Origin of the sequence: Micromonospora sp. NPDC023737 (assembly GCF_040639715.1) — a bacterium.
Taxonomy (GTDB): domain Bacteria; phylum Actinomycetota; class Actinomycetes; order Mycobacteriales; family Micromonosporaceae; genus Micromonospora.
In genome coordinates, this window is record NZ_JBFAAL010000001.1 from 520,845 (window position 1) to 534,538 (window position 13,694).

The following is a 13,694-nucleotide window of genomic DNA, read 5'->3' on the forward strand; positions in this document are numbered from 1 at the left end:
CGGCCGGCCCGGGACACGGGGGTTCTCAAACCACATCGCCCGGCGCGGTGGCCCCCGCTGCACCGGACAACCCGGCCGTGCTCGCTCTTCGCCTCCGGAAGGTCATTCGTGACAGAACCCCGCCAGAACGGCGCCGACGTTCGCTCGCTCACCGACACTCTGATTGCCCACGCCCAGAGCGCCGGCGGTCAGCTGACGTCGGCCCAGCTCGCGCGCACCGTCGAGACCGCCGAGGTGACGCCGGCCCAGGCCAAGAAGATCCTGCGGGCGCTCTCCGAGGCGGGAGTGACCGTGGTCGTGGACGGGTCGGCCAGCACCCGCCGTCGAGTGGCCGCGGCCCGGTCCGCCACTCCCGCGTCGCGTGCCACCACCGCCAAGACCACCAAGAAGGCCGCCCCGGCCCCGAAGCAGGCGCCCTCCGCCGACGAGGCCACGGCGCCCGCCCCGCGAAAGGCGACCGCCCGCAAGAGCGCCGACACCACGGCCCAGGTGGCCAAGGCGGCGGCACCGGCCAAGGCCGCCAAGGCGACCCGGGCCACCAAGGCGACCGTGGCCGTAGCCGGTAAGGCGAAGGCGGCCTCGGGGAAGGCCAAGGGCGACGGGGCCGAGGGAGACATCGATCCCGAGGAACTGGCCGCCGAGATCGAGGACGTGGTGGTCGACGAGCCGGCCGAGCTCACCCAGGCCGCCGAGGCCGATGCGGCGAACTCCGCCAGCGACAACGACTTCGAGTGGGACGACGAGGAGTCCGAGGCGCTCAAGCAGGCCCGGCGTGACGCCGAGCTGACCGCCTCCGCCGACTCGGTCCGGGCGTACCTCAAGCAGATCGGCAAGGTTCCGCTGCTGAACGCCGAGCAGGAGGTGGAGCTCGCCAAGCGGATCGAGGCCGGGCTCTACGCCGCCGAGCGGCTGCGCGCTGCCGAGGAGGGTGAGGAGAAGCTCACCCGCGAGATGCAGCGCGACCTGATGTGGATCTCCCGGGACGGCGAGCGGGCCAAGAACCACCTGCTCGAGGCCAACCTGCGGCTGGTCGTGTCGCTGGCCAAGCGCTACACCGGTCGCGGCATGGCCTTCCTCGACCTCATCCAGGAAGGCAACCTCGGCCTGATCCGCGCCGTCGAAAAGTTCGACTACACCAAGGGCTACAAGTTCTCCACCTACGCCACCTGGTGGATCCGCCAAGCCATCACCCGCGCCATGGCCGACCAGGCCCGCACCATCCGCATCCCGGTGCACATGGTCGAGGTGATCAACAAGCTTGGCCGGATCCAGCGCGAGCTGCTCCAGGACCTGGGCCGCGAGCCCACCCCGGAGGAGCTGGCCAAGGAGATGGACATCACACCGGAGAAGGTGCTGGAGATCCAGCAGTACGCCCGGGAGCCCATCTCGCTGGACCAGACCATCGGTGACGAGGGTGACAGCCAGCTCGGTGACTTCATCGAGGATTCGGAGGCCGTGGTCGCGGTCGACGCGGTCTCGTTCTCGCTGCTGCAGGACCAGCTCCAGCAGGTGCTGCAGACGCTCTCCGAGCGTGAGGCGGGCGTGGTACGCCTGCGCTTCGGCCTGACGGACGGTCAGCCGCGCACGCTGGACGAGATCGGCCAGGTCTACGGGGTGACCCGGGAACGGATCCGGCAGATCGAGTCGAAGACCATGTCCAAGCTGCGTCACCCGTCACGGTCGCAGGTCCTTCGGGATTACCTGGACTGAGCCCACATCGTCAACCCGGCGTGTCGTTTTGATCACCTGGCGTGCAACGCTGGATGGTGATTCGCCGGTTGCACGATTGTGATCGTTGACGTGGCACCCTTGGTGCACGGCACACTGTGCCTGTCATGTGTGACCTCGGTCCCCCGCGGGCACACAGGGAAGGCCAGACGCCACGAGGATGTTGCAGGATACGTGAGCAACGACCGAAGAGATTGTTCATCGGTGACGACCAGAGGAGGAAGGCGATGACCCCGACCCTCACGCCGCCGCCCGAGACGGTGAGCCCCCCGGCCGCCGATGAACGGTGCGACCGCTGCAATGCTGCCGGCAAGCTCCGTGTCACGCTGGCCGGTGGAAGTGAGCTCGTGTTCTGCGGGCACCACGCGAACAAGTACGCGGAGGATCTTGTGAAGATCACCGTTCGGTACGCGGCGGACCCGGAGTTCAGCTGGCGCGGTGCCGACCTGATGGCGAACTGAATCCGCAAGCCGACATAAAGGCCGGCCGGAAGCATCGAGAGGTGCTTCCGGCCGGCCTCTTTTCGTCCCACCCACCCCAACCGGACCGTCCCCGAACAGCCGGGTCGATCAGGTTGGCCGGTGGAGCCGAATCGCCAACACCGGCAAACCTCCTGATCGACGCGCCGGCGACCGGCGCGGAATCCCGGGACGGGTAGGTCAGAGGGTCTGGACGGTGGCGATGCGCTCCTCGAGCTGCTCGATCGTCGCCTGGGCGCTCGGTGGGCCGCCGCAGAGCCGGCGAAGCTCGGCGTGGATCTTGCCGTGCGGCTGGCCCGTACGGTGGTGTCGGGCCGCCACCAGCGCGTTGAGCTGCCGGCGGAGCGCCACCCGACGCTGGGCGGCACTCATCGGTGCCGGCGGCGCCGCCGGCGCGGCAGCGGCCGGCTCAGCGGTCCGCACGGCCGCCTTGCGTCGCTGGGCGGCCAGCTGCTCGGCCTGCCGCTTCGAGAGCAGCACGGCGACCTGGTCGGCGGTGAGCAGACCGGGCAGCCCGAGGTACTCCTCCTCCTCCGGGGTGCCGGCCTGGGCCGCGGTGCCGAAGGACGCGCCGTCGAAGATCACCTGATCCAGTTCGGCGGTGGCGGACAGCGCGGCGAACCTCTTCTCCAGCTCGCCGCTGGCCTGCTCGTCACGCTGGGCCCGTTCGAGCAGGTCGTCGTCGAAGCCTTCGCGGTCCTTCGGCTTGCCCAGCACGTGGTCGCGGGCGGCCTCCATCTCGCTGGCCAACCCGAGCAGATGCGGCACGCTGGGGAGGAAAACCGAGGCCGTCTCCCCCGGACGCCGAGCCCGGACGAAACGGCCGATCGCCTGGGCGAAGTAGAGCGGGGTGCTCGCGCTGGTGGCGTAGACCCCGACCGCGAGGCGCGGGATGTCGACGCCCTCGGAGACCATCCGTACCGCGACCAGCCACCGTTGCTCGGACGCCGCGAACGTGGCGATCCGGGCGGACGCCCCGGCGTCGTCGGAGAGCACCACCGCCGCCTTCTCGCCTGTCAGCTGTTCGATGAGCTTGGCGTACGAGCGGGCGGTCTGCTGGTCGCTGGCGATCACCAGTCCACCGGCGTCGGGCATTCCGGCGTTACGCAGCACGCCGAGCCGGGCGTCGGCGGCCCGCAGCACCTGCGGCATCCAGTCGCCGGCCGGGTCCAGGGCGGTCCGCCAGGCCTGAGCGATGAGGTCCTGCGTCATCGGCTCGCCGAGCCGCGCTGCCAACTCCTCCCCCGCGTTGGTCCGCCAACGGGTCTCCCCGGAGTACGCGAGGAACAGCACCGGCCGCACCACGTTGTCACGAAGCGCGTCCGCGTAGCCGTAGACCGAGTCGGCGCGGGAACGCAGCAGCCCTTCCTCGCCACGCTCGTACGTGACGAACGGGATCGGATTGTCGTCGGAGCGGAACGGCGTGCCGGTGAGCATCAGGCGGCGTACGGCCGGCTCGAAGGCGGCCTTGACGCCGTCCCCCCACGAGCGGGAGTCACCGGCGTGGTGGATCTCGTCGAGGATTACGAGGGTGCGCCGGGTCATGGTGCGTCGGCGGTGCACCTGCGGGGCCATGCCGACCTGGGCGTACGTGACGACGGCCCCGTGGAAGTCGGCCGAGGAGTGCACGTCGGCGTTGCGGAAGGCGGCGTCCAGCTGGATGCCGACCCGGGCGGCGGCCTCGGCCCACTGCTTCTTCAGGTGCTCGGTCGGGGCGACCACGGTCACCGCCTCCACGGTGCCGTCCACGAGCAGCTCGGCGGCGATCCGCAGGGCGAATGTGGTCTTACCGGCACCGGGCGTGGCGACCGCGGTGAAGTCCTCGGAGCGGCGGCGCAGGTACTCCACGAGCGCCTTGCGCTGCCAGGCGCGTAGTGCCGGAAACGTCTCGATCGCCGGCAACGGGGCTGGCACGCGAAGGCTCCTCTCCGACCGCACGAAGGCGGACCTGGGTGAGGGCCACCGGTCCGCACCGCCCATGAAAACGCCTCCGCGCAGAAGATGCCGCGAAGGCCGACTCAGCATAACCAGCGGGCGTCCCTCCGCCCAGGCGACGCCACGCTGGTCACATCAGCGCTGGCCCGGTCCGGGGTCGCGGGTACGCGGCGGGCGCAGTGTCGCGACCGGCACGGTCCAGCGCCGGCGCAACGCCACCATCCGCAGTCCGAAGATCAGCACCGCCGCGCCCAGGAGCGGTGCCGAGTGGGCCTGACCCGCCCGGTGCAGCACCGCCACGACGACCGCCCCGGCCAGGGCGGCCACGGCGTAGATCTCCCGGCGCAGCACCACCGGGATCTCGCCGGTGAGCAGGTCCCGGCCCAGTCCACCGCCGATCCCGCTGAGCATGCCGACCACGCAGGCCCCGACCGGGGGTACGTGTGCGTCGAGCGCCTTGAGCGTGCCGGTGACCGTGAAGAGCGCGAGCCCGGCCGCGTCGAGTAACAGCACGGTGGTCCGCAGCCGGGCCAGTTGGGGGTGCAGCCAGAAGACTGCGCCGGCGGTGATCGCGGCCGTGGTGGCGTACCGCCAGTCGGCGAAGGCGAGTGGCGGCATCTCCCCGATGACCAGGCCACGGAAGATCCCGCCGCCCAGGGCGGCCACGAAACCGACGAAGACGACGCCGAACAGGTCGAGCCGTTTGGCCACCGCGGCGGAGGCGCCGGAGGCGGCGAATACCGCGACGCCGACCAGGTCGGCGATGAGCAGGGCGGTGGAGGTGGTCACCGCCGAAGGCTACGCGCGGGGCCGGAGCGGGTGCCCCGGATCAGTCGGCCCAGGAGTCGTAGATCTCCTTGCACTTCGGGCAGACCGGTGAGCCCGGCTTGGCGGCCTTGGTTACCGGGAAGGTCTCCCCGCAGAGCGCCACGACGAACGTGCCCATGACGGCACTCTCGGCGATCTTCTCCTTACGGACGTAGTGGAACAACTCCGGGCCGGTGTCGGCGTCCTTCAGCTCCGGCCGTTCGAGAACCTGTGTGCTCACGTCTGCACCTCCAACACTCAAGTTTGGCAGCTCCTGACGGCCCGGTCCAATTCACTGCGACCGGGGGCTGGCCGTACGGTGATCACTGTGACCAACTTTCACATCCGTTACGGCACCGAGGTGGCCGACGCTCTGCGTGACGGGCGTCCCGTCGTCGCCTTGGAGAGCACCATCGTCTCGCACGGCCTTCCCCGACCGGAGAACCTCCGGGTCGCCCGCCGGATCGAAGCGACCGTACGGGACGCCGGAGCGGTACCGGCCACCATCGGCATGGTCGGCGGTGAACTCGTGGTCGGCCTGGACGACGCCCAGCTGACCCGCCTCGCCACCGCCGAGGGTGTGGCCAAGCTCTCCGTACGCGACCTGGCCGTGGCCGCGGCGACCGGCGCGGACGGCGCGACGACCGTCGCGGCGACCAGCGCGCTGGCCGCCACGGCAGGGATCGGTGTGTTCGCCACCGGCGGCCTCGGCGGGGTGCACCGGGAGGCGGCGCAGACCTTCGACGAGTCGGCGGACCTCGTCACCCTCGCTCGGACCCCGATCGCGGTGGTCTGCGCCGGGGTCAAGTCGATCCTCGACGTGGGCGCGACGCTGGAGCGGCTGGAGACGCTCGGCGTGAGCGTGCTCGGTTACCGCACCCGCCGGTTCCCCGGCTTCTACCTCACCGACGGCGGCTTCGACCTCGACTGGTCGGTGGACTCGCCCGAGCAGGTCGCCGACGTGCTCGCCGCCCGGACCCAGCAGGACCTGCACCGAGGGGGCCTCGTCGTGGCCAATCCGCTCCCCGCCGACGAGCAGCTCGACCCGGCGCTGCACGACCGCACACTCACCGAGGGCCTGGCGCGGCTGGAGCGCGACGGGGTGACCGGCAAGGCCGTGACTCCCTACCTGCTGGCCCACTTCCATTCCGCCACCGAGGGCGCCAGCCTGGCGGTGAACGTCCGGATCATCCTGCGCAACGCCGACCTGGCCGCGCGGATCGCGGTGGCCTCGGCCGCCCGCCGCGCCGACACCGAGGCATGAGCCCGAATCACCGGATCGTCGTCGTCGGTGACGTGATCACCGACGTGCTCGCCGTGCTCAGCGGGCCGCTCGCCGCCGGCTCGGACACGGCGGCCGAGATCCGGTTCAGCGGCGGCGGTCAGGCGGCCAACACCGCCGCCTGGCTCGCCGCGCAGGGCGCCCCCGTGACGCTGGTCGCGGCGGTGGGCGACGACGCGGAGGGGCGTGACCGGACGGCCGAACTGCGGTCCGCCGGTGTCGACTGCGCGATCGAGAGCATCGGGGATGCCGTGACCGGCACGGTCATCGTGCTGGCCAACGACGGCGAGCGGACGATGGTCAGCCAGCGCGGGGCGAACCTGCGGCTGACCGCGGAGCACGTCGAGCGGGCCCTGGCCGCGGTACCCGACCCGGGGCATCTGCACCTGTCCGGGTACACCCTTTTGGACGCCGGGTCGCGCGAGGCCGGACTGCGGGCGTTGACCGCCGCCCGCGCGCGTGGGCTCACCACCAGTGTCGACGCGGCGTCCGCGGCACCGCTGCGGCGCGTCGGCGCGACGGCCTTCCTGGCCTGGGTACGCGACGTCGACCTGCTGCTGGTCAACGCGGACGAGGCGACGGTGCTGGCCGGCGGGCTGGAACCGGCGGCCCAGGCGAGGGCGCTGTCGGCGACCGCCCGGCGGGTGGTGGTCAAGCGGGGTGCGGCCGGCGCGGTCTGGGCGGACCGGACGGGCCGGCTCAGTTCGGCGCCCGCCCGCCGGGTGGCCGTGGTGGACGTCACCGGGGCCGGGGACGCGTTCGCCGCGGGCCTGTTGACGGCCTGGCTGGCCGGTGCGGATCCGGATGTGGCGCTGGCCCGGGCCGGTGACCTCGGCGCGGTGGCCGTCTCCACCCTCGGCGCCCGCCCGGCACCCTGACGGCGCCGGGTTCAACCTTGCCCGTCCCCCGGGCGCGGCAACCGAGCCGGTGGTGCCCCTGCCGACCCGCACGCCGGAACGATCAGTCCGGTCGACCGGCAGGCCAGGTACCGGGCTCGGCGAACTCGATGATGTTGCCGAGGTTGTCGGTGACGAACGCGATGCGCTGACCGATCGCGGCTACCGCCATGGGGCCTCCGATCAGCGCCACGCCGAGGTCGCGCAGCGCGGAGACGGTCGCGTCGAGATCCTCGACGGCGAGGCAGAAGTGGTGCAGGCGCACCGGGTCCATGCTCGTCAGGACGTCAGGGATCGGTGGCTGCCGGTGGGACGCGCCGGCCAGGAGCTCGATCTTGACATCCCCGCTGACGAGGTAGACGAACGTCGTGCCGTGGGAGTCGAATTGCTGGTCGACAGTGAAGCCGAGCTTGCTCACGTACCACTCGATGGTGGCGTCGAGGTCCTCGGGAGTCACGCTCAGACCGACATGGTCGTGGGAGAAGGACATGCTCATGCAGCCGAGGCTGCCCGCTCGTCGAGCCCGCGACCAGGGACGGGACGACGGTAGGAACACGGGTACCACCCTCGACCGGAGGTCAGGAGCAAGAATCAACGGCATGAACACGGACGGGACCGCGCTGGGCGCGACGCTGCGCGCGTGGCGCGACCGGGTCTCCCCGGCGGCGGCAGGGCTGCCGGGCCGGCGCGGGCGCCGGACGAAGGGGTTACGCCGGGAGGAACTCGCGGAACTCGCCGGGATCTCGGTCGACTACGTCGTACGTCTGGAGCAGGGGCGGTCCACCACCCCGTCGGCGCAGGTGGTCGCCGCGCTCGCCCGCGCCCTGCGGCTCACGGACGCCGAACGGGATCATCTGCACCGGTTGGCCGGTCTCGGGCCGCCGTCGCACGAGGAGCTTTCCGACCACCTTCCGCCGGGGCTGCGCCGCCTCCTCGACCGGCTGGCGGACACCGCCGTCGCCGTCTTCGCCGCGGACTGGCAGCTGATCTGGTGGAACCGCGGTTGGGCGGCCCTGCTGGGTGACCCCTCGGCGACACCGCCGCCGCTGCGCAACTTCGCTCGCGACACCTTCCCGATCGACGGCGAGGGGCCGCGCCTGTCGCACTGGCCGGTGACCTCGCTCGCTCAGGGCGGGGTGGAGTCGGCCGTCGTGTCCGACCTGCGCCGGGCGACGGGACGCTTCCCCGGCAGCAACCGGCTGGCCGACCTGATCCGGCTGCTCGCCACCGGCAACGCCCGCTTCACCGAACTGTGGGCCGCCGGCGTGGTCGGTGCGCATCGCGAGGATCACAAGATTGTCCACCACCCGACGGTCGGCCTGATCGCGGTGGACTGCGACGTGATCACCGACGGCGACGCGGAACGGAAGATTGTCGTGCTGACCGCGGCCCCGGACACCGAGGACGAGTCCAGGTTCCGGCTGGCGCTGCTATCCGGGTCACCGACCCCACATGCGCCTAGGGCTCGACCTCGATGACCTTGTGCGGGCGCTCCTCGGCGGTGAGGCTCATCGGCGGGTTCTCGTCGCGGTGCCGGGGCTGGAACTTGTTGGCCAGCCGGTGCTCCTCCTTCGGCGGACGGTCGTTGGCCAGCAGCACGGCGAGCCACGGAATGAGCACCATGCCGAGGCCGCAGAGCGGCAGCCAGAGCCAGAGCAGGGGAGCCTGCGCGCCGACCAGGATCGCACCCACGATCAGACAGCCGACCCTGATGCCCATCATCAGCACGTATCGCCGCTGCCGACTGTTGAGCTGGTCGCCCTGGCTGCGTGAGGCGTCGGTGATCAGGATCGGTTGGTACGCCTGACGCTTCACCACGGACCTCCTCGAGGGGGTTACGCCTCATCCTGTCACTTGACAGGCGTGATCAGCGAAGTTCGGTCGCGGCGGCAGCTCCGGGGGCACGGCAGCGCAGGCCCGAGGCGCGCGTGTTACGCGCGTGGTACGCTCCGCCCGTGGGCAGCAGGTTCAGCTTCACCGAAGAGGCGCTGGCTAACCTGAAGGTCTACGACGTCACGCCGGGGGAAGTCTGGGAGGCGCTGCACAGCGTCCGGCGGGTGATCCGCCACCTGGGCGACGACGTGATGGTCGTCTACGCCGCCGCCCGGCGGGGCCGTCGGCTGGCTGTGCTGCTCGCCGAGGCCGACGGCACCGACAACGACTGGGACATCCTCTCCGCCCGTGAGCTCAGCGACGCCGAGTCGAAGCGCTACGACGAGGCAGTGCGGAGAGATCGCCGATGAGGAGGCGGTGACATGCACCGTGACGACGCGACCAAGCAGTTCCACAGCGGCGACGACCGGCTCGCGGAACTGATCGACGAGAGCCAGCCGGCGGAGCTGCCCACCCCCGACACCGACGTGCCGATGGTGAGCCGGTCGGTACGGCTGCCACTGGAGACCTACGAACGGGTGCGGGCGGCAGCCGAGGCGCGCGGCATCGGGGTCACCACGCTGATGCGGCAGTGGATCGAGGCGGGCCTGGCCGACCTCGACGACTCGACCACCGTCTCGCTCGCCGACGTCCGGCGGGCGCTCGCCTCGCTCGCCCACCCCACCGCCGCCTGAGCCCACGCGACGGTCGGCCGGCAACCGCCGCCCCCATTCCGGGCGGGCCCGGCGGCGGTCAGTCGGCGGCCTTCGTCTTGGCCGCCGCCTTCATCTGCTGCTTGTACTCCCGCACCCGGCGCAGCGACTCACCGTCGGTCACATCGGCGACCGAGCGGTACGCGTCCGGGTCGCCGTACCCGCCGGCCGCCTCCCGCCAGCCCTCCGGCCGCACGTCGAAGCGCTTGCCGAGCAGGGCGAGGAAGATCTGCGCCTTCTGTTTGCCGAATCCGGGCAGCTCGGCGATCCGGTTGAACAGCTCCCGGCCGTCTTTCACACCGGCCCAGAGCCCGGCGGCGTCGCCGTCGTACCGGTCGACGAGCATTCGGCACACCTCCTGCACCCGGGCCGCCATCGCCTTCGGGAAGCGGTGCAGCGCGGGCGGCTGGGCGAAGACGGCGATCAGCTGTTCCGGGTCGTACCCGGCCAGCTCCCGCGCGTCGAGGTCGTGCCCGAGCCGCTGCGTCAGCACGTACGGCGAGGAGAAAGCCTTCTCCATCGGAATCTGTTGATCCAGAACCATGCCGAGGATGCGCGCCAGCGGGTCCCGGTTGAGGAGGTCGTTCGCCGCGGAGTCGATCGGAAGAGCCAACGCCATGCCGCCATGCTGCCAGACCGCGATCGGCAGCCGACGGACACACGCGGATGCGCACGCCCACGCCGCCCCGGCAGGGTCGCACCCGGCGCTTGGCGGCACGACCGGTGGCCGCGGAACCGCCCTCGACCGGGACGCCGATGTTCGATAGCGCGTGCTGGCGGCACTGATGTTCCGGGTGGGCGCGTCCGCTCTGGCGGCAGCAGGCAGGATGGCGAGGTGGCCGAACAAGACATGCTGCTCTCTCCCGCCGGGGTCGCGGCGCTGCGCACCGCGCTGACCCGCGCCCGGTTCACCTCGAACGGCATCGCCGACCGGCTCGGTCCGCAGGCGACCGGCGGGGTGGCCCGCAACGACTTCCGCGCCGCCCTGAAGGCGACCGAGGATCGCGACCCGCTCGCCACGCTGATCCGGGTCTTCATCTGCGACCAGACCGAACCGGAGGCCGTGGTGGCCGCCGCGCTCGCGCCGCTCGACATCGCCGAGGCGGTCGACGGCGGGCTGGTCGAGCGACACGGCGACGGCCTGCGAGCCGGCGTCGACCTGGAACCGTACGGGGACGAGTGGTGGGTGCTCGCCGACGTGCCGGCCAGCGCCCGCCCGGGTCGCCCGTTGCACTCCGAGCACGTGCTCGGCATCGGCGGGGCGACCCAGACGTTGATCGGCGCGACCATCCGGCGACCGGTCGAGACCGCACTGGACCTGGGTACCGGTTCCGGCGTGCAGGCGCTGCACCTGTCCACCCACGCGCGTTCGGTCACCGCCACCGACGTCTCTCCCCGGGCGTTGCGCTTCGCCGCCACCACGGCCGCGCTCAACGGCCAGGACTGGGAGCTGCTCCGCGGCGACATGGTGGCGCCGGTGGCGGGCCGCCGGTTCGACCTGGTGGTGAGCAACCCACCCTTCGTGGTCGGGCCCGGCACGACCACGCACGTCTACCGGGACTCCGGCCGGGTCGGCGACGCGATCGGCAGCGAACTCGCCGCGGCCGCGCCCGGCCTGCTGACCGAGGGCGGCACGATGCAGTACCTGGCGAACTGGGTGCACGTCGCGGGCGAGCAGTGGGACGAGCGGGTGGCCGGCTGGTTCGCCGGAACCGGCCTGGACGCCTGGGTCATCCAGCGCGAGGTGGCCGACCCGATGGCGTACGTCAACCTGTGGCTGACCGACGTCGGCGAGGCGCCCGACCCGCAGCGGATGGCCGCCTGGCTGGACTGGTTCGACGCGCACAAGGTGGAGGCGATCGGCTTCGGCGTCATCTCGCTACGCCGCGGCGGGCACGCCGACCCCGTCCTTCGGGTGGAGGACCTCCGGCAGCGGGTCGAGCCGCCGATGGGTGACCGCATCGCCACCTGGTTCGACCGCCAGGACTTCCTCCGGGTACGCGACACCGAAGCGCTGCTCGCCGAGCGCTACCGGGCCGCCGAAGGGCTCCAACTGCGGCAGGAGGCGACCATGGGCGACGAGGGCTGGGCCGTGGACCGGCAGATGCTGACCATGCCGCGCGGTCTGCGCTGGACCGAGGAGGTCGACCCCCTGGTGTTGGCGCTGGTCGGCGGCGCCGACGGCCGTCTGCCGCTTCGCGACCAGCTCGCTCTCCTCGCGGTGGCGCACGACGTGGCGCCCGACGAGCTCGCCGAGGCGGCCGGCCCGATAGTGGCGCACCTGGTGGAGCGCGGCATCATCGAGCCGGTGGCCGGTTGATGGGCGCAGCGGGGTCGCCCCAGCGCATCGTTGCGACCCGGCGCATCGGCGCGCCCCGGCGCATCGGGGCGACCCGGCGCATCGGGGCGACCCGGCGGAGCAACGAAGGTGCGGCGGCCCCCGCCCGGTACGCCGGCGGGAACAGCGGACGCAACGCGTCCGCCGCCAAGCTGGACCCGCGCGGCTACCCCGGCGTGCCCGGCCTCGTCCCGCCGGCCGGCCGGGACGGCTCGCGAACGCCGGGCGCCGTTCCCGGCCGGAACAGCGGACGGAGGGCGTGCTGATGCGTGCGGTGGTGCAGACGGTCGGCCGGGCCAGTGTCACGGTCGGTGACGAGGTGGTCGGCGCGATCGACGACGGGCTGCTGGTGCTGCTCGGAGTGACGCACACCGATACCCCGGAGATCGCCCGGACGATGGCCCGCAAGGTCCACGAGCTGCGCATCCTCGACGACGAGCGGTCCGCCGCCGACACCGGTGCCCCGGTCCTCGTGGTCAGTCAGTTCACCCTCTACGGCGATGCCCGCAAGGGCCGCCGCCCGAGCTGGACGGCCGCGGCATCCGCGGAGGTCGCCGAGCCGCTGGTCACGGCCGTGGTCGAGGCGTTACGCGAGCGCGGCGCCAAGGTGGAAACCGGTCGTTTCCGCGCCCACATGCTGGTCGAGAGCGTCAACGTAGGCCCCCGCACCATCCTCCTAGACCTCTAACCCCACCCCCACCCCCGGCCCACCCCCCCACCCGCAGCCGCAGCCGCAGCCGCGGTGATCATGAAGTTATTGCTCCGACACGCCGAACAGCCGGGCAATAAATTCATGATCACCGCGGCAGGGCAGGGCGGGGTGGGGTGGGAAGTGGGGTGGGTCAGGAGAAGAGGCCGCGGCGTTGGAGGGACTGGCGCAACCAGCCGTCGAGCTGAGCGGTCCAGTCGACCCGGTCCATCGTGGCGTGTTCGACGGTGAACCGGCCGAACGCGTCCCGTCCCTCCGTGAACAGGCCACCGCGCTTGTCCAGCTCCAACACCACCTGCGTCTGCTGCCGGTCGGCGATGAAGGTGACCTCCAGCTGGTTGATCGCCCGGCCGTACTGGGGCGCCGGGTGGAACTCGATCTCCTGGTAGAAGGGGAGCGTCTGCCGCACCCCGTAGATGTGGCCACGTTCCACGTCCGCCCGTGCGAACCGGAAACCCAGCCGCAGCAACGCCTCGAGCAGGCGCTCCTGAGCGGGCAGCGGGTGCACGGCGACGGCGTCCAGGTCGCTCTTGTCGACCGCGCGCGCCACCTCCAGTTCCGTACGCAGCCCCATCGTCATCCCGTGCAGGTGCTGCCCGTACAGCTCGGTGACCGGCGTCTCCCACGGCACGTCGAAGCGGAACGGGATCTCGTGCTGCTGCCCCCGCTCCAGCCGGAACGCGCCGGTGACCCGCTGCCGATGGAACTCCTGGGTGGTGTCGTACTCGTTGTCGCCGCTCTCCACCTCGACCCGGGTGACCAGCCCGAGGGCCACGTACTCGATGTCGACCTGATGGTCGCCACCCGTCACCTGGATGCGGCCCTCCAACTGGCCGCCGGGGCGGCAGTTCGGGTTGGTCAGCACGGTTTCCACCGATGGGCCACCCACACCCATCGCCTGCATGAGCCGTTTGAAGACCACTGCACCCCTCCGT

Annotated in this window: 16 protein-coding genes; 9 read left to right on the forward strand and 7 right to left on the reverse strand. The window is 71.7% G+C overall.

What is annotated here, in order from left to right; translation table 11 throughout:
* Positions 1-108: 108 nt before the first annotated feature.
* On the forward strand, positions 109-1,710 hold the full coding sequence (locus tag AB0F98_RS02310; protein ID WP_357727373.1) for an RNA polymerase sigma factor: 1,602 nt from the start codon (positions 109-111) through the stop codon (positions 1,708-1,710).
* A gap of 245 nt (positions 1,711-1,955) precedes the next feature.
* Positions 1,956-2,189 (forward strand): hypothetical protein, encoded by a 234-nt coding sequence (locus AB0F98_RS02315; protein WP_076471365.1) that lies wholly within the window; start codon positions 1,956-1,958, stop codon positions 2,187-2,189.
* A 198-nt stretch (positions 2,190-2,387) separates the two neighbouring features.
* On the opposite strand, the gene AB0F98_RS02320 is transcribed toward AB0F98_RS02315, so the two are convergent.
* The 3 genes from AB0F98_RS02320 to AB0F98_RS02330 form a co-directional block, all read right to left on the reverse strand.
* Positions 2,388-4,121: a DEAD/DEAH box helicase gene (locus AB0F98_RS02320; RefSeq protein ID WP_357727376.1), complete on the reverse strand. Its 1,734-nt coding sequence runs from the start codon at positions 4,119-4,121 to the stop codon at positions 2,388-2,390.
* A 156-nt stretch (positions 4,122-4,277) separates the two neighbouring features.
* On the reverse strand, positions 4,278-4,931 hold the full coding sequence (locus AB0F98_RS02325; protein ID WP_357727379.1) for a TRIC cation channel family protein: 654 nt from the start codon (positions 4,929-4,931) through the stop codon (positions 4,278-4,280).
* A 40-nt stretch (positions 4,932-4,971) separates the two neighbouring features.
* The gene (locus tag AB0F98_RS02330) at positions 4,972-5,190 is read right to left on the reverse strand and encodes a DUF3039 domain-containing protein (protein WP_076471362.1); all 219 of its coding nucleotides are present in this window, start codon (positions 5,188-5,190) and stop codon (positions 4,972-4,974) included.
* 87 nt (positions 5,191-5,277) lie between these two features.
* Between AB0F98_RS02330 and AB0F98_RS02335 the strand changes: the two genes are divergently transcribed.
* Both AB0F98_RS02335 and AB0F98_RS02340 read left to right on the forward strand, forming a co-directional pair.
* Complete coding sequence (locus AB0F98_RS02335; protein WP_357727383.1) at positions 5,278-6,213, forward strand: pseudouridine-5'-phosphate glycosidase; 936 nt, start codon at positions 5,278-5,280, stop codon at positions 6,211-6,213.
* Positions 6,210-7,109, forward strand: coding sequence for a PfkB family carbohydrate kinase (locus tag AB0F98_RS02340; RefSeq protein WP_357727386.1), 900 nt, complete (start codon positions 6,210-6,212; stop codon positions 7,107-7,109). The genes AB0F98_RS02335 and AB0F98_RS02340 overlap by 4 nt, the downstream gene beginning before the upstream one ends.
* Positions 7,110-7,191: 82 nt before the next feature.
* Here the strand turns inward: AB0F98_RS02340 and AB0F98_RS02345 are convergent, their stop codons facing one another.
* A complete protein-coding gene (locus tag AB0F98_RS02345) occupies positions 7,192-7,623 on the reverse strand; it encodes a VOC family protein (RefSeq protein WP_357727390.1) in 432 nt (143 codons plus the stop codon).
* A gap of 103 nt (positions 7,624-7,726) precedes the next feature.
* Between AB0F98_RS02345 and AB0F98_RS02350 the strand changes: the two genes are divergently transcribed.
* The gene (locus AB0F98_RS02350) at positions 7,727-8,605 is read left to right on the forward strand and encodes a helix-turn-helix transcriptional regulator (protein WP_357727393.1); all 879 of its coding nucleotides are present in this window, start codon (positions 7,727-7,729) and stop codon (positions 8,603-8,605) included.
* Here AB0F98_RS02350 and AB0F98_RS02355 read toward each other — a convergent pair.
* A complete protein-coding gene (locus AB0F98_RS02355; RefSeq protein ID WP_357727396.1) occupies positions 8,586-8,942 on the reverse strand; it encodes a DUF3099 domain-containing protein in 357 nt (118 codons plus the stop codon). The two genes, AB0F98_RS02350 and AB0F98_RS02355, sit on opposite strands and share 20 nt — an antisense overlap.
* Before the next feature lie 140 nt (positions 8,943-9,082).
* On the opposite strand from AB0F98_RS02355, the gene AB0F98_RS02360 reads away from it, so the two are divergent.
* Together AB0F98_RS02360 and AB0F98_RS02365 are read left to right on the forward strand one after the other, a co-directional pair.
* Positions 9,083-9,370, forward strand: a complete 288-nt coding sequence (locus AB0F98_RS02360; RefSeq protein WP_233563109.1) for a hypothetical protein — start codon at positions 9,083-9,085, stop codon at positions 9,368-9,370.
* Between the two features lie 12 nt (positions 9,371-9,382).
* Positions 9,383-9,694 carry a hypothetical protein gene (locus tag AB0F98_RS02365; protein WP_076471355.1) on the forward strand — a complete coding sequence of 104 codons (312 nt, stop codon included), beginning with the start codon at positions 9,383-9,385 and terminating at the stop codon, positions 9,692-9,694.
* A 58-nt stretch (positions 9,695-9,752) separates the two neighbouring features.
* On the opposite strand, the gene AB0F98_RS02370 is transcribed toward AB0F98_RS02365, so the two are convergent.
* Entirely contained in the window at positions 9,753-10,331 is a 579-nt protein-coding gene (locus tag AB0F98_RS02370; protein WP_357727400.1) for an HhH-GPD-type base excision DNA repair protein, read from the reverse strand.
* Between the two features lie 216 nt (positions 10,332-10,547).
* Between AB0F98_RS02370 and AB0F98_RS02375 the strand changes: the two genes are divergently transcribed.
* Entirely contained in the window at positions 10,548-12,032 is a 1,485-nt protein-coding gene (locus tag AB0F98_RS02375; RefSeq protein ID WP_357727403.1) for a methyltransferase, read from the forward strand.
* A gap of 283 nt (positions 12,033-12,315) precedes the next feature.
* Complete coding sequence (dtd, locus tag AB0F98_RS02380; protein ID WP_357729011.1) at positions 12,316-12,738, forward strand: D-aminoacyl-tRNA deacylase; 423 nt, start codon at positions 12,316-12,318, stop codon at positions 12,736-12,738.
* 154 nt (positions 12,739-12,892) lie between these two features.
* Here the strand turns inward: dtd and AB0F98_RS02385 are convergent, their stop codons facing one another.
* Positions 12,893-13,681 carry a sporulation protein gene (locus tag AB0F98_RS02385; RefSeq protein ID WP_357727406.1) on the reverse strand — a complete coding sequence of 263 codons (789 nt, stop codon included), beginning with the start codon at positions 13,679-13,681 and terminating at the stop codon, positions 12,893-12,895.
* Positions 13,682-13,694: the final 13 nt, after the last annotated feature.

What these genes read in the sequence shown, in the direction of transcription:
- AB0F98_RS02315 (WP_076471365.1), top strand. Translation starts at nt 1,956, where the DNA reads ATGACCCCGACCCTCACGCCGCCGCCCGAGACGGTGAGCCCCCCGGCC.
- AB0F98_RS02340 (WP_357727386.1), top strand. Translation starts at nt 6,210, where the DNA reads ATGAGCCCGAATCACCGGATCGTCGTCGTCGGTGACGTGATCACCGAC.
- AB0F98_RS02345 (WP_357727390.1), bottom strand. Translation starts at nt 7,623, where the DNA reads ATGAGCATGTCCTTCTCCCACGACCATGTCGGTCTGAGCGTGACTCCC.
- AB0F98_RS02350 (WP_357727393.1), top strand. Translation starts at nt 7,727, where the DNA reads ATGAACACGGACGGGACCGCGCTGGGCGCGACGCTGCGCGCGTGGCGC.
- AB0F98_RS02365 (WP_076471355.1), top strand. Translation starts at nt 9,383, where the DNA reads ATGCACCGTGACGACGCGACCAAGCAGTTCCACAGCGGCGACGACCGG.
- AB0F98_RS02370 (WP_357727400.1), bottom strand. Translation starts at nt 10,331, where the DNA reads ATGGCGTTGGCTCTTCCGATCGACTCCGCGGCGAACGACCTCCTCAAC.
- dtd (WP_357729011.1), top strand. Translation starts at nt 12,316, where the DNA reads ATGCGTGCGGTGGTGCAGACGGTCGGCCGGGCCAGTGTCACGGTCGGT.